Source organism: Idiomarina abyssalis, from assembly GCF_019797805.1.
Taxonomy (GTDB): Bacteria; Pseudomonadota; Gammaproteobacteria; order Enterobacterales; family Alteromonadaceae; genus Idiomarina; species Idiomarina abyssalis.
The window spans coordinates 76836-94181 of record NZ_CP081832.1; the positions used below are offsets into that span (position 1 = coordinate 76836).

Consider the following 17346-nt stretch of genomic DNA (forward strand, 5'->3'; position numbering starts at 1 on the left):
AGGCCGAGGAGCATAAGGTACAAAGCATACCGACATGCTACCGTAGCGTTTTTAGTAAGGCTAGCTTTTCAGAATGGAAATAGGAATTGTCACTGGTCACCAATGTGAGCATGTAAGTTACTGACAAGATAGTCGCTCAATACCTGTACAGCAGGTGGCTGTCCGCGGCGGGACAAGGTTAACAGGCTGAGCTTAGCTTTACCGGTTGTCCAGTTCGGTAGTACGCGGGTCAATAATCCTGTATTAATTGCATCTCGGCAAGTGTAAGCCGGCAGGCTGACAATACCTAGCCCATCTATTGCAGCTTTTTTCAGAGTACTCATATCATCGCTACATAGCTGAGGCCTGTGGGGAACGGTTATTTCCAGCCCTTCCTGATTTTCCAAAGTCCAGATACCTGACGTAGACTGCCAACCCATTTTAAGGCTTTTTTGTTTGAGTAAGTCGTCAGGCGAGGAGGGTGCGCCGTGTGACTCAATGTATGCAGGGCTTGCAAACAACTGCCACGACACGGTAGTTAGCTGTCGTTGAATAATGCTTGAATCGGGAAGCTGATCAATATGCCCACGAATGGCGATATCAATCCCATTTGAGACTAAATCGACGGTCTGGTTTGTTACTTGCTGCACCAGGTTTACCTTTGGATTTTCTTTCAAAAACTCGACAAGCAATTGCTTTACAGCGAACTGAGCCACACCAAGCGAGCAGCTTATTTTTACGGTTCCGCTAAGCGTCTTTTTAGTGCTTTGAACGGCAGCTTCAGCCATCTCCATTTCATCTAACAGAGCTCTGGCGTGGCGGTAAAAAAGCCGTCCCGTATCGGTGATTTTAAACTGCCGGGAGGTACGTTGAATGAGCTTGCTATCAAGGCGTTCTTCGAGTTGTTTTATATGACGGCTCAACCTGGACTTTGGCATGTTGAGCGCCGATGCAGCTGTTGAAAAGCCCTGCTTTTCGACCACATGGACAAAGTAAAAGTAGTCATTTAAATCAATCATCACAGTTTTCTCTAAGTAGCAGGGCTCCGTTATTATTAGTTTATCGTTCTAAATATAGAATGAAAGTTTCATTTCTTGGTTGTGGAGATTCTTATTGTTCTACTGCTAGAGTTAAATCCTATTGAGTAGCGAATATAATGTTGGGAGATACAAAAATGAACCGACCAGAAAACCGAACCGGAAAGACATTTTCTGAAGCATTGAATGAGCAAGTTTCAATTACGAAGGTCACCGAAGGTAAGCCGCTGGATGTTGGTGGAGGCTTCAAAGCGAAAAGCTTCAGAGAGAAGGCGTTTTCGGGCGCAATGGATCCACTTGTGATGGTTGATCATTATACAATGGTAGAGCCGACCTTTGGAGCTCACCCGCATGCAGGCTTATCCGCAGTTTCACTTCTGTTTGAAGATACCGTAGGAAAATTTCATAACCGCGATACGCTAGGCAATGACTTCGATCTATTACCCGGAGATTTATACTGGTTAAAAGCAGGCTCTGGCGTTGTGCACGACGAGTCGCCAAGAAATGGATCTAAAATTCACGGTTTGCAGGTGTTTGTAAACCTCCCGACAAGGCTAAAGCCCAGCTCGCCCGAGGCGCTTCATGTTAAGGCCAGTAAGGTACCGGTTATTCAGGAAGCAGGAGCTCGCGTTAGAGTCATGCTTGGGGAAAGCAACGGAGTGAAAAGTGAAGACTCGCCAGCACTACCAATGACTATTTTAGATGGCAGTCTTACTTCTGGCTCATCTTTCTCTCATCGTTTGAACGCAGGCGAGAGCGCCTGGTTGTATGCCGTGTCAGGTTCACTAGAGTTAAGGGTATCTGACCGCAGCGTGACGCTACCGTCCGGACAGGCACTAGCGATAGGTAACCAGTCAGCATCACTTGGCAGTACCATTGAACTGGCAAATCAATCCTCCTCCGATATCAAATTTGTTTTATTTTCCGCTGAGCCGGTAAAAGAAGAGTTTGTTCAAAAAGGCCCGTTTGTCATGAGCACCGAAAGTGACATTGAACAGATTGAAGCGGATTATGCCGCAGGGAAACTTGGACAGTTAAGTTAGAGTTATCATGGGGTTGTTGAACTACTGCATGTTAGAAAGTAAGTTAGTTAATAAATGCGCCAGTAATTAAGGTGTCTTATTAATGTATATTTTTGAAATTATCGCAGTACTATCCTGCGCATTATTTGCGGGTGCAGCCATTTATATTAATTTTGCCGAACATCCTGCGCGGTTAGAGTGTGGCACTGAACTAGCGGCAACCGTTTTTGGGCCTAGTTACCGCCGTGCGGCTGTTATGCAAGCTTCGCTGGCACTGGTAGCCGCTATTTCAGGGCTAATTGTTGCGCTAAGCGGCGACTCATTGCTCTGGTATATTGGAGCAGTACTCGTTTTCTCTGTCGTTCCTTTTACCTTTATCGTTATCATGCCGACCAATAAGCAACTGCTTTCGCCGGAAGGAAGTCTGTCAGTGACAGAGACTCATCGGTTATTGGTTAAATGGGGGCGGCTCCATGCGGTCCGTAGCAGTTTAAGTCTCGTTGCAGCGATTCTATATGTGTACGCTCTTTCCGGGTAATCTAGTGATGTCTGTCAAATAGTGGTTAGCAAGACTGCGAGGCTGACCGATCCTTCCTCTTATTTAATCTGTATCTATAAAACCTATCAAAGCAAACGGTATCTTGCCTTGGAGTAAATGGCTGAGCGTTGCTATAACTATAGATAACAGTTATTCAAATTTAAGCACAGAGATAAGGAAGGCATAATGAGTAGTTCAAGCGGTGGCGGTAAATGCCCAATCATGCACGGTAGCATGACATCTGAGAAAAAAACGAACACGCACTGGTGGCCAAACTCCTTAAAGCTGGAAATTCTGCGCCAGCACGACACCAAAGCGAATCCAATGGATGACGACTTTAATTACGCGGAAGAATTCAAAAAAATTAATCTAGAAGAGTTAAAGCAGGACCTGAAAGATCTCATGACCGACAGCCAGGACTGGTGGCCGGCTGACTGGGGTCACTATGGTGGCTTAATGATTCGTATGGCGTGGCACTCCGCAGGTTCTTATCGTTTAGCCGATGGTCGCGGTGGCGGTGGCACCGGTAACCAACGCTTCGCGCCGTTAAACAGCTGGCCGGATAACGTAAGCTTAGACAAAGCACGTCGCTTATTGTGGCCAATTAAGAAAAAGTACGGCAACAAACTGTCCTGGGCTGATCTCTTTATTCTGGCTGGTAATATGGCTTACGAGTCGATGGGTCTTAAAACCTTTGGTTTTGCCGGCGGCCGTGAGGACATCTGGCATCCTGAAGAAGATACTTACTGGGGTAGCGAGAAAGAATGGCTGGCGGAAACTAAAAACCGCTACAGTTCAGATGACGAGCGTGAGTCGCTTGAAAACCCATTGGCTGCAGTGCAAATGGGTTTGATTTATGTGAACCCGGAAGGCGTTGACGGTAATCCTGATCCGCTTCGTACCGCAAAAGACGTACGCGAAACCTTTAAGCGCATGGCAATGAATGACGAAGAAACCTGTGCGCTAACTGCGGGTGGTCATACTGTGGGTAAATGTCACGGTAATGGCAAAGAAGAGAATTTAGGTCCTGAGCCGGAAGCGGCAGATGTTGAAGAGCAAGGCTTTGGCTGGCGCAACAGCGGTGGTAAAGGTGTGGGCCGCGACACCATGAGTAGTGGCATTGAAGGTGCCTGGACGACAAACCCAACGCAGTGGGACAACGGCTACTTCTACCTGTTGTTTAACTACGAGTGGGAGCTGAAGAAAAGCCCGGCTGGCGCCTGGCAGTGGGAGCCTATCGACATTAAAGAGGAAGATAAACCGGTCGATGTGGAAGACCCGTCCATTCGTCATAACCCAATCATGACTGACGCTGATATGGCCATGAAAATGGATCCGGACTATCGCAAAATTGCCGAGAAGTTCTACAAAGATCCTGAGTACTTCGCCGACGTATTCGCTCGTGCCTGGTTTAAACTGACGCACCGTGACTTAGGGCCTAAAGACCGTTATTTAGGCGCGGATGTGCCGAAAGAAGACCTAATTTGGCAGGATCCGATTCCGAAAGTGGACTACACCTTAAGCGAACAAGAAGTTGCTGATTTAAAAGAGAAGTTACTGAACACAGAGTTAACGTCTTACGAGCTGATTTCTACCGCATGGGACAGTGCACGTAACTTCCGTTGTTCGGACTTCCGCGGTGGCGCAAATGGCGCACGCATTCGCTTAGCGCCGCAAAAAGACTGGCATGGTAACGAGCCGGAAAAACTGCATAAAGTCCTTCGCGTACTGGAAGAGTTGCAGTCTACCCTGGATAAGAAAGTCAGCCTGGCCGACTTGATTGTACTTGGCGGTACGGCAGCGGTTGAAAAAGCGGTAAAAGATGCCGGTTATAACCTAACGGTTCCGTTTGCGCCGGGTCGTGGCGATGCAACCGACGAGCAAACCGATGTGGAAAGCTTTGAGCCGTTAGAGCCATTGCATGACGGTTACCGTAACTACCTGAAGAAGGACTACGCGGTACCGGCCGAAGAACTGATGTTGGATCGTACCCATTTGATGGGCTTAACGGCACCAGAAATGACGGTTCTTGTGGGTGGCATGCGTGCTTTAGGTGCGAACTACGGTGAGTCTAAGCACGGCGTATTTACTGACCGGGCTGGTACGTTAACTAACGACTTTTTCGTTAATTTGACTGACATGAACAATGTCTGGAAAAAAGCGGATGATCACTACGAAGTTCGTGACCGCAAAACCGACGAACTGAAGTGGACAGCAAGCCGCATTGACTTAGTCTTTGGCTCAAACTCAATCCTGCGTTCGTATTCAGAGCTGTATGCTCAGGATGACAACCAGGAGAAGTTTGTAAAAGACTTCGTGAAAGCCTGGACTAAGGTTATGAATGCTGACCGCTTTGATTTAGCTTAAGGAGGAAGCATGTCGAAAGTACTATTAATTACCGGTGCCTCAAGCGGCATCGGTGAAGCCACGGCGCGCAAAGCGGCAAAAGAAGGGTTAAAGCTAATATTAACGGCGCGACGGAAAGACAAGTTGGATGCGCTGGTTGAAGAGTTTGGCTCTGATAACGCCATTGGTGTTGCCGCCGATGCGGGTAACTTTGACGAGCTTGAGCAGGCCGTAAAGCAGGGCGTTGATAAGTTTGGTCAGTTGGACGCTGTGTTCGCAAATGCAGGAACCGGTGTTTCAACACCAGGTACTGAAGAAGGCGACGCGGAAGAATGGAAGCAAATGGTTGATGTGAATATCAACGGGCTTCTGTATACCGCGAAACTGACCTTACCGCACTTGCGCAAAACTACCGGTCATTTTCTAATGACAGGATCAGCTGCCGGGCGCATTACGCTTAAAGGTTCTGTTTATGGTGCCACCAAATGGTTTGTGCACGGTTTCGCTCAGAACTTAGCTGAAGAAATGAAAGAGTGGAATGGTCGCTGCACAACAATAGCACCGGGTATGGTCAATACGCCGTTCTTTGATGAACCCAAACCGGATAAGCTGGACCCCGATGATGTTGCCGATGCAGTACTTTACGCAATAAACGCTAACCCGCGTAACTGCGTGCGTGAAGTGTTCTTAATGCCAGCTTATTAAGAGGAAAAAGTAGCTGTCATCGAAATAAAACAGGGAAATCTAAAAACTGTCATATTGGGTAAGTAAGCTACAGCACGACTTAACAAATGATTGGTTGTAACTCCCTGGTTAAGTTTTCAGCCCCCGCTTTGGGGGCTTTTTTATGGACTCAACGGTTTTGACATCCCACCGGGACAACTCCATAATCCTTAAGCATTAGGCTTTGTAGGGAGTAGACAGCAGAAAATGACCGCTTCAGTGGAAGAAGAAAAGCAATACAAAGCCTCCTGGAAACGTTTAGCGCTGTTTAGTGTGCTGTTTGTTTTGCTTACGGTTGCTGGCTTTTATGCCATTTATGATCATTTCTCCGGTCGTAGTTTAACCTTTGATTTTCGTCTGTTCGCCCCGGAAGTACTCAGCGTTACTGTCTTGCTTTTGCTTATCTATTTTTCCGCTGATGGCTTACGTCTATACTACACACTGCGGGCTCTGGGTTACCGGATACCTAAGAAAGCCATGGCAAAACTGGTTTTTATCAATATTTTCTTTTCCAATATTACGCCTATGGCGACCGGCGGCGGCTTTGCTCAAGTTTGGTTTCTGCACGAACACGGCGTGCCTATTGGTAAGGCAACAGCGGCCACGACGATTCGCACGGTACTGGCTATTTTCTTTATTTTCTCACTGACGCCGGTATTTTTGTTAACGCTGGAGCCTTTGCAGGACAAAGCGATTATTAGCGATATTGGTACTGCACTAGCGGTATTTATTGTACTGTACCTGCTCTTTTTCGCCGTCGTTTTACTCAGAGCGCATTGGCTTATTGGACCCTTAAGTTTCCTTTGTAAGGGCATACATAAATTGCAACTGATTAGCCCGGAGCGTCATCTGCGTTGGCAGTATAAAACGCGACGCGAGATGCTGCGCTTTTCTCATAGTTTTTCCGAATATTGTCGTGGCTCGAAAGTCGCTATTTTACTGTCCGTGTTATTTACCTTTATTTTCCTGCTCAGTCTGTTCAGTTTTCCGGCATTATTGATGTGGGGGCTGGGATACGATGTAAATTATTTGATAAGCCTGGGACTGTTGGTTGTCACAACTTTTATAATGTACTTTGCGCCAACCCCGGGGGCATCCGGTATTTCTGAAGGCGTTTTCGGTAGCTTTTTCAGTGACATCTTAGCTAAAAATCATTTGCTGTTGGTTACCTTCAGCTGGCGCTTTTTAACCATCTATTTGGGCATGCTGTTGGGGCTGTTTATTTTACAACGATACTTAGTTAACTCGGCCAAAACACAGGGCATACAATGAATAAAAAGAAATTATTAAAAGCCCTGTTCTACTTAAATATAGCCATAGTTGTCAGCCTTATTGGCTATAAAGTTTATTTGAACCTGGTGACTTCTGAATTCGAGGCAGAGCATACAGATCAGCTTGCAGCTATCAGCGCCAGGCTGGAAGGACAAGACAGTTACAGTTTTGCGGTGGTTGGTAACATCAATAATTCGGTAGGCATTTTTGAACGCCGCATTATTCCAATGCTGAACGATGCCAATGTCGACTTTCTCGTGTCCGCAGGAAATGCTGTTAGCAGCGGCGGAGAGGACAAATACCGGGCAATACGGGGTACTCTGTCCCGTTTGGATATGCCTTATTTATTGACCTTTGGTAACAACGAATACGAAGAGTTTGGCAGCTTTCGTTTTTATGATCACTATGGGCCTCATTTTTTCAGCTTTACCGCCGGTGACAGCCGTTTTATCTTCCTCGACAGCACTGAAAAAACCCCCTGGCAGTGGCAGTTACGGTGGTTAACCGACACTCTTAAGGCGGATGAATCGACGCATCGGTTTGTTTTTATTGGCCACCCACCTCTGGAGCCGGAAGAAGCGTTTTTTCTGGCCGAGGATGACGACTTTTTACAGCCTGCTGAATTCAGAAGCGCGTTGCTGCAGACGCTGGAAAACTTTGGTGTCGACCGGGTGTTTTCATCAAACATTTCAATCTATTCGGAACAAGAACATAACGGCATACCTTACATAACAACCGGTGGTGCAGGTGGTCTGGTACTGAACCAGGATGAAAGCTTTTATCACTATGTGAAAGTGACCGTGAGCGCCGATGGTTCCGTCGAGCATTCGGTTGAAGAGCTGGAAGTTGGTCAGCACCCCATTTTGAAGCAACTGGAAAGTCTGTGGTTCTTTATTCACTCCCTGTTTTATGTGGGTTACCTCAACTTTATTCTTTTAGTCAGTTTGTTCCTGGTTATTAGCACCAAGCTCTATAACGCTGTGTTTGTCGGAAAAGAGTACTACCCGGACTACGACATTGACCCAGAGCCCTGGCTTAAGAAAACCATGCGGGTGGCTATGTTTACCAACAATTACTTGCCCTTTATTGGTGGCGTGCCTATTTCTATCGAACGCTTACGAAGCGGACTGGTGCAGCTTAAGGACAAAGTTCTGGTTGTTGCACCGCGCTATCAACGTGCAGCAGAAAAAGAAGAGAATGTGGTGCGTATGCCTTCGTTATTCTCTTTTGGTGAAAAAAGCGAGTTTCGATTTGCCAATATTTTTTCAGGCGCCGTACGTAAAAAGGTCAAAGCGTTCAAGCCGGATATTATTCATGTACACCACCCGTTCTGGATAGGGTCGCTCGGGGTTTTTGTGGCTCGCAGACTTAAAGTTCCTGTGGTTTATACGTATCACACCCGGCTAGAGCACTATGCTCACTTTGTGTTTTTGCCCGGCTCGCTGTTTCGTAACATTATTGCGCACTTTTTGGTTCGTCGCTTTGCAAACAAATGCGATGGTGTGATTGTGCCTACGCAGTCGACTGAAGAGTACTTACGCATGATAGGCGTAAAGCGTCCGACCTTTGTGCAGCCAACCGGCATTGAGTTTGATCGCTTTCAGCAGGTTGACGCGAGACAGGTTGAGGACTTGCGCAAACAGCAGAATATTGGCGACGAAGCCGTTTTTGTCAGCGTTTCCCGGCTCTCTAATGAAAAGAATATCGACTTCATGATAGACGCCATGGCGCAATTGAAGGAGCAGACGGATAAAGCATTCCGGTTGTTGATAGTGGGTGACGGCCATCAGCGTCGCAGATTACAGGGGCGCATTGACGAGATGAACCTGCAGCAGCACATTACCCTGGTCGGTGCTGTTCCTCCTGAGCAGATGGCCGCCTGGTACCGACTCGGTGACGCGTTTTTATTTGCGTCTCAGTCGGAGACTCAGGGTATGGTTATTCTGGAAGCGATGGCTGCCGGTCTGCCGGTGGTTGCGGTGCGCTCAAGCGGTATTGATGATGTCGTTGAAGATGGGCATAACGGTTACAAAACACCGGCTAAGCAGTCGTTATGGTGCGAACGGGTTAAACAAATTCTGGATGATACGGATTTGCGCCAGAGCCTTTCAGACAATGCTCTGGCGTTTGCTCGTGACTATTCGGTTGAAAAGTTCAGTAAGGACGTGCGCCTTATTTACGCTGAAACTCTGGCTCGTTACCACCAGACCAAGTAGCGTTACAAAATATGGTTGCCGAATACCAGCAACTGACAGACAACAACGGCTGTTGTTAATAAAACGCGAATACGATAGTAGCCCATATAAGAAGTCATGGCGGAGCTGCGGGCGAGCTTTTGTTCAAAGAAAAGGACTAAAACAAAACCGAGCATTTGCAGACCCAGAGACCAGGCGGGTAGGTTAATGAGTATTGTGAACCAGGCTAAAAGAGCAAAAACATTGCTTAGTAGTAGTAAGCCTGCGGTTTTTTCGCTTTCAGCACGATGTAAAGCCCGCCCCCATAAGGTGCCACCTAAAAAGGTTAATATAATAGCGCCGTAGGTGATTAAGAACTCCAGCGGTTGTATGCCCCAAAATGCGCCCGTCCCCATTAATGCAGCAAGAGACGATGCTAAAAAGGGGATTAGCCCGAGAAAGCCCAGTGTGTGTATAAGCCAGTTTTTGCCTTTATTCATAAGCAAATCAGTCCACCAGATGTGAGTTATAGTTGTTTTTACGGTAATTGTTCTCTTTACGTTTAGTCTAACTTTAAATAACTTGCGTAATAAACGATAACAACAATGTCTTTTTTCTCTCGTCGACTTTCCCCTACAGGCCTGTTGTTTACGAGTTTCAGTTGCTTTAGTAAAAGTCAGCCGATACTATTTCGGCCCTTTGACTTTTAGTGACGCTAACGTTGCTGGGCGCAAGATCTATGAATAAACGGATACTGGTTACCGGAGGCTGCGGTTTTATTGGCTCGCATACCGTGGTTGAGTTAATACTCAACGGTTACCAAGTGGTTGTTGTTGATAACCTGAGCAACAGCAGCGCGTCGGTCATTGATAAAATACAGAAGGTTACAGGCAAGCGGCCAGACTTTCATCAAGTCGATATTTGCGACATCGACGCATTAACCGGTGTCTTTCGGCAGTACTCTATTGATGGCGTTATCCATTTTGCGGCGCTAAAGAATCCCCAGGAAAGTTATCAGTTAAGAGACCAGTATTTTACGACTAATGTGGACGGTACGCGTAAACTGCTATCGGTAATGAAAGCATTTTCTGTTACCCGGCTAGTGTTTTCGTCTTCTGCTGTCGTATATGGAAACCCGTCAACAGTACCAATTCCTGAATCGGCCCCAGCGGGAGACGTCACTAACCCTTATGGCGAGACAAAGTTTCAGTCTGAATGCGACCTAAGTCATTACTGTAACAGCAATGCCAATTTTTCTGCGGTCAGTTTGCGTTATTTTAACCCGGCGGGAGCTCATCCTTCGGGGCTCCTCGGCGAACAACCGCTTAAGCCAGCGGCAAACTTGGTTCCGGCTATTGGTGATGTCATTACTGGCAAAGTCGGCTCAATTCATGTTTACGGCCATGACTATTTGACCGATGACGGCACAGCGATACGCGATTACATTCATGTCTGCGATATTGCAAAAGGCCATGTGGCTGCACTGGAAGTGGGGTTTGCGCAAACCGGGCATCAGGTCTTTAATCTGGGAACGGGCAAAGGCGAGTCGGTGCTTGAGGTTATACGGGCCTTTGAAAAGGCGAGCGGGCGCACCATCCCGGTTCAGTTTTCAGGCAGGCGGCAGGGCGACGTAGAGAGTTGCTACGCCGAGGTAGACAAAGCCCATAGAGAGCTAAACTGGCGAGCAGAGTCGGATTTGAGTGTTATAGCCCGGGACTACTGCCACTGGTTATCGCTGTCGAGCTGATACAGTGAGATATCACTGACTTTATCCGCTGTCACTGCCTGGTAAGCACACAGCAAAAAAGAGTTTAGCCGGAAGTATCTTGCCGCGTGTTGCTGCTTTTCAAGAGGCTGCTCCAGAACTTTAAGTAAGGGCTCACCTGAGGCTTTGGCTACCGCTTCGGCTAAGGTCCACTGTCGGAAAAATGCTTGCTTAGTCAAAGAGCTACCTGTTAGAAATCCATCTTTATAATAGTCACGAATGCGTTGGTAGTTTTTGCTGGTACGCAAGTTCTCAACGTCTATGCCGATACTACAGTTTGTTGAGTAGGCGGCGGCGATGAATCCCGATTTATGAGAAAGTGAGCAATAAACGGGCTGCTCGTTTACGCTCAGTAGTGGGGCACCGGAAGGCGTTTTGTCTATAGTGACGTGAACAGGTCCGGAAACCAGCCAGTACTTTCTGACAAGCTGTATCAGTAAGTCCCGCGTTGCTTCCGACACTTGCCGGGGTGATGCGGTGTCGTTGTAGAGCCTATATCCGATAACCATATGCGCTGTTATATTTTTGAAATGTAGAGTGAGATTCTGTACTATTCCGCTTCTTTTTTGAGTATCTGTCCAAACCCTATGCGAGCCTTTGTAGCTGATAGTACATTAGTCCAGACCGAATGTCGTGAACGGCTGAAGCAAATTCCGGCTTCGACCCGACGGCGGCTGAGCTCGTATGCGAAAGTGCTGATAACTGCCATGCTGGAATTGAGTGAAAGGCACCCTCAGTTGCAAGAGACACCGGTGGTATTGGCAACGCGGCATGGCGACTTACACCGCACCGAGAAGTTACTGCGGGAATTGGTGCGGGGGGAAATTTTGTCGCCAACCCAGTTTGCGCTTTCGGTGAATAATGCCGTACTGGGGCAGTACAGCATGGCCGCTGACAACAGGCAGTCTATGACAACCTTGTCGGCGGGTGAGCAAACCTACCCTTTAGGGTGGTTAGAGGCGTTAAGCCAGCTACAAAGCGAAGCTGAGCAGGTACTGTTAGTGTATGCTGATGAAGTGCCTCCTGCGGTGTACTCCGGGCAGGTTAAATCGCCGGTAACCGGTTTTTCTCATGCGGTTTTACTCCATAGAAAAAACGGACAAGAATTGATTTTGGATCGTCAGGTTGGAAAAGAAAGTCAATTACAGGAAGACGTCTGGTCAGTTGCTAACAGCGTGCAGAAAATACTGGATGCCGGCGGCGGTAAGGTGGTTCAAGACTATAACAAGGTAAGGTGGAGCTGGCATGTTGCTTAGTCTCTGGCAGGTCATTAATCGCACCTGGCGACGTTTCGCCACAGGGCTTTGCTTTGCCATTTTTGGTTTAGGCGGCCTGTTGCTGTCGGTGACTGCGCTGCCCTTACTGGCCATACTATCTAACGGGAATGAGCAGCAGCGCCAGGCCCGGGCCCGGCGTTTAGTGCAACTGACGTTTAAGTGGTTTATCGGCGTAATGAAGTGGACCGGCGTGTTCAACTTTGACTTTAAGGCAATTGAGAAGCTACGAAGCGTTCGGGGTCATGTCATTATTGCGAATCACCCTTGCTTAATTGATGTCGTGGCATTGATTTCTTTTGTGCCCAATCCAGACTGTGTGGTTAAGTCACACCTGTGGAAGAACCCTTTTATGCGGGGCGTTATCCGTTCAACGGGTTATTTAAGCAATGACGATCCGGAAGATTTGGTCAACGACTGTGAGCGCTCGCTGGCGCAGGGGAATAACCTCATTATATTCCCTGAAGGTACGCGCACGACACCAGGAGAAGTGGTCAAATTCCAACGTGGCGCAGCGCATTTGGCGTTGCGTACACGGGCTAAAATTACGGCACTACGCGTGGATTGCGTACCTGTAACTTTGATTAAAAATGAGGCCTGGTACTGTGCACCGCAACAAAAGCCGACCTTGTCGGTGCATTATTTAGGCGAAATAGATTCAGCCGTATACTGCAATGCTGAAAAGCTCAGCATTGCCGCGCGTCAACTGACTCGCGACTTACAGAATTACTATGAAAAGGTGTTAGAAGATGACGGAAAACCTGAAGCAAGAGATCAAAGCCTTGATTATCGAGTCGCTGGATCTTGAGGATGTTGAGGTATCAGATATCAATGACTCAGCCGCTTTATTCGGAGACGATGACGATGGCCTGAACCTCGATTCCATTGATGCATTGGAACTGGGTTTGGCAATAAAGAAGAAGTACGACGTAAAGCTGGATGCAAACTCAGCGGAAACAAAAAAGCACTTTTACAGTGTTGATACGTTAGCGGACTTTGTCGCTAATAATCGCGGCGAATAAACGAGGGAACGATGAAAACGAAAGACGAAGTGTATGCGCGATTAGTTCAAATTCTTGAAGAAGACTTCGAGATAGAATCTGATGATATTTCTTTAGACGCAAACCTGTATCAGGACTTGGATCTTGATTCGATTGATGCGGTAGATTTAGTGGTTAAATTACGCGAAATCACTGGTAAAAAAATCAGCCCGGATGCGTTTAAAGCGGTGCGTACTGTCGAGGATGTTGTCGAAGAAGTTTATAAACTCGTTCACAGCAATTAATGAAAACCGCTCTGCGTTTATTAATCAGTGGCTTACTGATTGCCTACCCTCTGATGGTTTGGTGGTTTGCGCAGAACGGCCTGACAAACTGGCTGCTACTGGCACTGATTACCTTACTGAGTTTAAGCATTGTTGCCCAGGGTATTGGTCATCCCAGAAGCTGGCTTTCAATGGCCGTGTTATTGGTCGTTTCCGTAACGGCTATTTTTGCTGACCAGCTGACAGGTGTGTTGTTCTATCCGGTCTGGATGAATGCGGCATTGCTGCTGGTTTTTGTTGCGTCCTTATGGCGCAAACCGTCGGTAATAACCCGCTTAGCGACGCTGATGGAAGGCTCATTGTCTGAGAAGGCCGTTGCTTACACTGAAAAAGTGACCATGGTCTGGGCCGTATTTTTCCTTATGAATGGTGCTATTGCGCTGGCGACGGCAGTTCATGGTGACATTGAGCTTTGGACGCTATACAACGGTTTTATATCCTACGTGCTGATTGGGTTACTTTTTGTGGTTGAGTGGAGTGTGCGGCGTGTTGTTAAAAACAAGCACTGAGCAATGGGAGCTGCAATGGCTGTGCCCGGATGCAAAACTAGCCTCAATTAACGGTGAACCCATCAGTGTTTCAGCCTGGCTTCAGGATGTGGCTGCCGCTGCTGATTGGCTTAATGAGCAGAAAGGCGATGCGTTACTTTATCAGCGTGACTGGTATCGTTTTAGTGTTTGGTTCTTCGCGCTGCTAGAGAGTAAAAAGCGAATTATTCTGCCAGCTAATGATAAGCCTGCGACCCTGTCAGAGCTATCATCTCAGTATGCATTCAGAGTACCGGAAGAATTACCTTCCAAAGGGCGTTCTGATGCGCCTTCTTTGATCTTAAAAGGTGACTTGGACTCCCCTCTGACCTTTTTCACCTCCGGTAGCAGTGGTAAACCTAAAGCAGTAGAAAAAACGCTAAGACAGTTATGGCTGGAAGTAGAGACGCTGGAGCAGACCTTTGCAGATAAACTCGGCCAGACGGATATTCTGACCACGGTGACTCATCAGCACATTTACGGGCTTTTGTTTACAGTTCTATGGCCTCTTGCAGCCGGGCGTTCGGTAACATTACCTTTAGTCGATTACCCTGAGCAATTGCAGCAACTATTGGCGAAAGCTGACGGTCGGCGTTACGCTTTGGTAAGCAGTCCTGCACATTTGCAGCGTTTGGATAACTTGCCACAGCTGGCGCAGCATAAAAACGCTTTGACCATGGTCTTTTCGTCAGGTGGGCCGTTGCCGGGCTCAGTTCCTAACAACTTCGCTGACAATGAACTGCAGGCCCCCATTGAGGTGTATGGCAGTACGGAAACCGGAGGTATAGCCTGGCGGCAGCGTAATCCGGGTGCTTCAGATAGTTTCAAGCCTCTGGCCGGCATAGAGGTGAGCTGCGACAACAACGATTTACTGGTTATTCAGTCACCGTATCTTAAAGAGCCACAAAGGCCGTATACTACAGAAGATAAAGTTCAGCTTCAGGGGCAGGGGTGTTTTCTGTTACTCGGACGCCAGGACAGAGTCACTAAAATTGCTGAAAAGCGAGTATCGCTGAACGAAGTCGAGCAGTTTATTCAGCAGCACGAATGGGTCGAGTCAGCCAAAGCTTGTGTGTTACATAGCCCTCGTGTTGAGTTGGGTTTGGTGTTAGTGCTGAACTCCGCCGGAAATGCAGAACTTAATGCCCAGGGGCGGTTTAAAGTGCGTCAGGAGTTGCGTCATCATTTACAGCAGCGTTTTGAAAAAGTCGTTGTACCTAAACGTTTTCGCTATGTGGAGCAGCTACCTTATAACGGCGCCGGCAAAGTCACTCAGGCTGACCTACAGGCGTTGTTCGAAGAGGAAAAGTAGAGAGATTATGCAGACTCAACTACCTAAGTTTATTCGCTTCTCCGAAAGCGCCGGCGAGAATGAAAAGCCAGCACTTAATGGACAGTTTCAATTAGAAGCAGATTGTATTTATTTGCAGGGTCATTTTCCTTCAGCGCCCATTTTACCCGGGGTCGCACAACTTGACTGGGTGGTGCAGCTTGCCGCTGAGCATTGGTCAACACCCACCTCAATTCAACGCATTGAAGTCCTCAAGTTTAACGACATGATTTTACCCGGGGCGACGGTTGACTTGTTCATTGAGAGAAAACGCGAAGACTGCGTTACCTTTAAATATTCTGACGGTGATAAAGCGCTGTCTTCCGGACGCCTGGTGTTTAATTAATATGTCTCAGTATTGCTTTCTTATTCCTATTTATAATCACGATAAAACCATTACGGCAACGGTTGAGCGACTGCTGCCTTACGAGTTGCCAATTATTATTGTTGATGACGGCTCAAATGTTCATACCAAAGAAGTTCTGGCAACTTTAGCGGAAGAGCATAAGTCACTTGTACTACTGCACACGCTTCCCGAAAATAGTGGAAAAGGCGGGGCGGTTATGGCCGGCTTCCATTTGGCGGCTGAAGAAGGTTTTACTCACGCGTTGCAAATAGACGCTGATGGCCAACATGACAGTAATGATATTCCTGAGTTTTTAGCTTTGTCGAAACAGAACCCCGGCGCGCTGATAAGCGGGTTTCCGCAGTATGATGACAGCATGCCGACCAGCCGACGCATTGGGCGCAAGATCACTCACTTTTGGGTGCACATCGAAACTTTATCGATGCAGATAAAGGATACTATGTGTGGTTTTCGGGTATATCCCTTGTACCAGACAGTGGGCTTAATAAAGCGTCGCGATATTGGCACACGCATGGACTTCGATATTGAAATTATGGTGCGCCTATACTGGGCCGGAACACCAGTTTTGTTTATTCCAACCAAGGTGATTTACCCACAAGGCGGACAGTCACACTTCAGAGCACTGCAGGATAACCTGAAAATTTCCTGGCTGCATACACGCTTGTTTTTTGGCATGTTGCCACGCATTCCGCTTTTATTACTGCGTAGGTTTAAACGTTAATTATGGTGGAGAAGCATTGGGCGAAAAAGAAAGAGCGCGGCAGCTACTGGGGCATCGTTATTGTTCTTCGAGCCTATCAGTACGGCGGCCACTGGTTAATGCGGCTGATTTTAGCGCCAGTGATCACTTACTTCTTTTTGACCGGAGGCGCTCCTCGCAGGGCGTCTCTGGACTTCCTTCGTCGTGTGCATTCATTTGCTGGTGAACAGTCTCCTTTTGTTGCCGAGCCGGGATGGCGCCAAAGTTGGTACCATTTTTGGCAGTTTGGTTTACACGCTCTGGCAAAAATTGATGCCTGGGTTGGTAAGGTTTCTAAGAACCAGGTGCGCAACTGTGGTGACACCCATTTTGACGATTTAGAAAAACAACCAAAGGGCGGTATTCTAATTGGTAGTCACCTGGGTAACCTGGAGGTTGCGCGAGCGCTGGCTTCAAAAAAGTATACCCGGCGCATGAATGTACTGGTGTTTACCCAACATGCGCAGTCGTTTAACCGTGCATTAAAAAACGTTAACCCGAAAGTTGATATTGACCTTATTCAGGTGACCGACATTGATATGGGACTGACCATATTACTGAAAGAGCGCATTGAACAAGGTGAGTTTGTGGTCATTGTAGGGGACAGAACCTCGGTGACTCAGCCCGGGCAGACCATAGATCAGGAGTTTTTAGGTAAGCCCGCTGCACTTGCCTTAGGGCCCTGGATATTGGCCAGTGTGTTAGAATGCCCCGTGTATTTTTTGTTCTGCCTAAAGAACTCTGATGACGGACATTACGATTTATATCTCAACCATGCGTGTGACCAACTGAAGCTACCGCGAAAAAGCAGGCGGGAGGCTTTGCAGCCAGTTCTGAAAGCTTACAGTGAAACACTGGAGAAATTAGCGATACGCTACCCTTATCAGTGGTTTAATTTTTTTGATTTCTGGAAGAAGGACAGTCAGTAG

General features: G+C 47.5%; 19 protein-coding genes. 16 read left to right on the plus strand and 3 right to left on the minus strand.

Features of this window, described 5'->3' with window-relative positions:
* Window positions 1-89: 89 nt before the first annotated feature.
* Complete coding sequence (locus K5X84_RS00375; protein WP_244994841.1) at window positions 90-998, minus strand: LysR substrate-binding domain-containing protein; 909 nt, start codon at window positions 996-998, stop codon at window positions 90-92.
* Window positions 999-1153: 155 nt separating this feature from the next.
* On the opposite strand from K5X84_RS00375, the gene K5X84_RS00380 reads away from it, so the two are divergent.
* The 6 genes from K5X84_RS00380 (at window position 1154) to K5X84_RS00405 (ending at window position 9133) form a co-directional block, all read left to right on the plus strand.
* Window positions 1154-2059: a pirin family protein gene (locus tag K5X84_RS00380; protein ID WP_222236141.1), complete on the plus strand. Its 906-nt coding sequence runs from the start codon at window positions 1154-1156 to the stop codon at window positions 2057-2059.
* 82 nt (window positions 2060-2141) lie between these two features.
* Window positions 2142-2576, plus strand: a complete 435-nt coding sequence (locus tag K5X84_RS00385; RefSeq protein ID WP_222236142.1) for an anthrone oxygenase family protein — start codon at window positions 2142-2144, stop codon at window positions 2574-2576.
* Window positions 2577-2762: 186 nt separating this feature from the next.
* On the plus strand, window positions 2763-4943 hold the full coding sequence (gene katG, locus K5X84_RS00390; RefSeq protein ID WP_222236144.1) for a catalase/peroxidase HPI: 2181 nt from the start codon (window positions 2763-2765) through the stop codon (window positions 4941-4943).
* A 9-nt stretch (window positions 4944-4952) separates the two neighbouring features.
* Window positions 4953-5627, plus strand: coding sequence for an SDR family oxidoreductase (locus K5X84_RS00395; RefSeq protein ID WP_054488798.1), 675 nt, complete (start codon window positions 4953-4955; stop codon window positions 5625-5627).
* A 225-nt stretch (window positions 5628-5852) separates the two neighbouring features.
* Window positions 5853-6917 carry a lysylphosphatidylglycerol synthase transmembrane domain-containing protein gene (locus K5X84_RS00400; RefSeq protein WP_054488796.1) on the plus strand — a complete coding sequence of 355 codons (1065 nt, stop codon included), beginning with the start codon at window positions 5853-5855 and terminating at the stop codon, window positions 6915-6917.
* Window positions 6914-9133 (plus strand): glycosyltransferase, encoded by a 2220-nt coding sequence (locus K5X84_RS00405; protein ID WP_222236146.1) that lies wholly within the window; start codon window positions 6914-6916, stop codon window positions 9131-9133. The genes K5X84_RS00400 and K5X84_RS00405 overlap by 4 nt, the downstream gene beginning before the upstream one ends.
* A 2-nt stretch (window positions 9134-9135) precedes the next feature.
* Here the strand turns inward: K5X84_RS00405 and K5X84_RS00410 are convergent, their stop codons facing one another.
* Window positions 9136-9591: a DUF3429 domain-containing protein gene (locus K5X84_RS00410; protein WP_199493980.1), complete on the minus strand. Its 456-nt coding sequence runs from the start codon at window positions 9589-9591 to the stop codon at window positions 9136-9138.
* 239 nt (window positions 9592-9830) lie between these two features.
* On the opposite strand from K5X84_RS00410, the gene galE reads away from it, so the two are divergent.
* Window positions 9831-10838, plus strand: a complete 1008-nt coding sequence (galE, locus tag K5X84_RS00415) for a UDP-glucose 4-epimerase GalE (RefSeq protein WP_222236148.1) — start codon at window positions 9831-9833, stop codon at window positions 10836-10838.
* Here the strand turns inward: galE and K5X84_RS00420 are convergent.
* Window positions 10808-11365 (minus strand): 4'-phosphopantetheinyl transferase family protein, encoded by a 558-nt coding sequence (locus K5X84_RS00420; RefSeq protein ID WP_222236150.1) that lies wholly within the window; start codon window positions 11363-11365, stop codon window positions 10808-10810. The genes galE and K5X84_RS00420 overlap by 31 nt on opposite strands.
* A 78-nt stretch (window positions 11366-11443) precedes the next feature.
* Between K5X84_RS00420 and K5X84_RS00425 the strand changes: the two genes are divergently transcribed.
* The 9 genes from K5X84_RS00425 to K5X84_RS00465 are packed head-to-tail and all read left to right on the plus strand — an operon-like array spanning window position 11444 to window position 17346.
* Window positions 11444-12112 (plus strand): beta-ketoacyl synthase chain length factor, encoded by a 669-nt coding sequence (locus K5X84_RS00425; RefSeq protein WP_222236151.1) that lies wholly within the window; start codon window positions 11444-11446, stop codon window positions 12110-12112.
* On the plus strand, window positions 12102-12938 hold the full coding sequence (locus K5X84_RS00430) for a lysophospholipid acyltransferase family protein (protein ID WP_222236153.1): 837 nt from the start codon (window positions 12102-12104) through the stop codon (window positions 12936-12938). The genes K5X84_RS00425 and K5X84_RS00430 overlap by 11 nt, the downstream gene beginning before the upstream one ends.
* Window positions 12880-13152 carry a phosphopantetheine-binding protein gene (locus K5X84_RS00435; protein ID WP_054488782.1) on the plus strand — a complete coding sequence of 91 codons (273 nt, stop codon included), beginning with the start codon at window positions 12880-12882 and terminating at the stop codon, window positions 13150-13152. The genes K5X84_RS00430 and K5X84_RS00435 overlap by 59 nt, the downstream gene beginning before the upstream one ends.
* A gap of 11 nt (window positions 13153-13163) precedes the next feature.
* Entirely contained in the window at window positions 13164-13415 is a 252-nt protein-coding gene (locus tag K5X84_RS00440; RefSeq protein WP_054488780.1) for an acyl carrier protein, read from the plus strand.
* On the plus strand, window positions 13415-13963 hold the full coding sequence (locus K5X84_RS00445; RefSeq protein WP_054488778.1) for a COG4648 family protein: 549 nt from the start codon (window positions 13415-13417) through the stop codon (window positions 13961-13963). The genes K5X84_RS00440 and K5X84_RS00445 overlap by 1 nt, the downstream gene beginning before the upstream one ends.
* Entirely contained in the window at window positions 13941-15293 is a 1353-nt protein-coding gene (locus K5X84_RS00450) for an AMP-binding protein (RefSeq protein ID WP_222236155.1), read from the plus strand. Before K5X84_RS00445 ends, K5X84_RS00450 begins: the two co-directional genes overlap by 23 nt.
* A gap of 7 nt (window positions 15294-15300) precedes the next feature.
* The gene (locus K5X84_RS00455; protein WP_054488775.1) at window positions 15301-15657 is read left to right on the plus strand and encodes an ApeI family dehydratase; all 357 of its coding nucleotides are present in this window, start codon (window positions 15301-15303) and stop codon (window positions 15655-15657) included.
* 1 nt (window position 15658) lies between these two features.
* Complete coding sequence (locus K5X84_RS00460) at window positions 15659-16399, plus strand: glycosyltransferase family 2 protein (RefSeq protein WP_054488773.1); 741 nt, start codon at window positions 15659-15661, stop codon at window positions 16397-16399.
* A gap of 2 nt (window positions 16400-16401) precedes the next feature.
* Entirely contained in the window at window positions 16402-17346 is a 945-nt protein-coding gene (locus tag K5X84_RS00465; RefSeq protein ID WP_222236157.1) for an LpxL/LpxP family acyltransferase, read from the plus strand.

Excerpts from the sequence above, each read along its gene's own strand:
- K5X84_RS00375 (WP_244994841.1), bottom strand. The coding sequence starts at position 998 with ATGATTGATTTAAATGACTACTTTTACTTTGTCCATGTGGTCGAAAAG.
- K5X84_RS00380 (WP_222236141.1), top strand. The coding sequence starts at position 1,154 with ATGAACCGACCAGAAAACCGAACCGGAAAGACATTTTCTGAAGCATTG.
- K5X84_RS00385 (WP_222236142.1), top strand. The coding sequence starts at position 2,142 with ATGTATATTTTTGAAATTATCGCAGTACTATCCTGCGCATTATTTGCG.
- katG (WP_222236144.1), top strand. The coding sequence starts at position 2,763 with ATGAGTAGTTCAAGCGGTGGCGGTAAATGCCCAATCATGCACGGTAGC.
- K5X84_RS00395 (WP_054488798.1), top strand. The coding sequence starts at position 4,953 with ATGTCGAAAGTACTATTAATTACCGGTGCCTCAAGCGGCATCGGTGAA.
- K5X84_RS00400 (WP_054488796.1), top strand. The coding sequence starts at position 5,853 with ATGACCGCTTCAGTGGAAGAAGAAAAGCAATACAAAGCCTCCTGGAAA.
- K5X84_RS00405 (WP_222236146.1), top strand. The coding sequence starts at position 6,914 with ATGAATAAAAAGAAATTATTAAAAGCCCTGTTCTACTTAAATATAGCC.
- K5X84_RS00410 (WP_199493980.1), bottom strand. The coding sequence starts at position 9,591 with ATGAATAAAGGCAAAAACTGGCTTATACACACACTGGGCTTTCTCGGG.
- galE (WP_222236148.1), top strand. The coding sequence starts at position 9,831 with ATGAATAAACGGATACTGGTTACCGGAGGCTGCGGTTTTATTGGCTCG.
- K5X84_RS00420 (WP_222236150.1), bottom strand. The coding sequence starts at position 11,365 with ATGGTTATCGGATATAGGCTCTACAACGACACCGCATCACCCCGGCAA.
- K5X84_RS00425 (WP_222236151.1), top strand. The coding sequence starts at position 11,444 with ATGCGAGCCTTTGTAGCTGATAGTACATTAGTCCAGACCGAATGTCGT.
- K5X84_RS00430 (WP_222236153.1), top strand. The coding sequence starts at position 12,102 with ATGTTGCTTAGTCTCTGGCAGGTCATTAATCGCACCTGGCGACGTTTC.
- K5X84_RS00435 (WP_054488782.1), top strand. The coding sequence starts at position 12,880 with ATGACGGAAAACCTGAAGCAAGAGATCAAAGCCTTGATTATCGAGTCG.
- K5X84_RS00440 (WP_054488780.1), top strand. The coding sequence starts at position 13,164 with ATGAAAACGAAAGACGAAGTGTATGCGCGATTAGTTCAAATTCTTGAA.
- K5X84_RS00445 (WP_054488778.1), top strand. The coding sequence starts at position 13,415 with ATGAAAACCGCTCTGCGTTTATTAATCAGTGGCTTACTGATTGCCTAC.
- K5X84_RS00455 (WP_054488775.1), top strand. The coding sequence starts at position 15,301 with ATGCAGACTCAACTACCTAAGTTTATTCGCTTCTCCGAAAGCGCCGGC.
- K5X84_RS00460 (WP_054488773.1), top strand. The coding sequence starts at position 15,659 with ATGTCTCAGTATTGCTTTCTTATTCCTATTTATAATCACGATAAAACC.
- K5X84_RS00465 (WP_222236157.1), top strand. The coding sequence starts at position 16,402 with ATGGTGGAGAAGCATTGGGCGAAAAAGAAAGAGCGCGGCAGCTACTGG.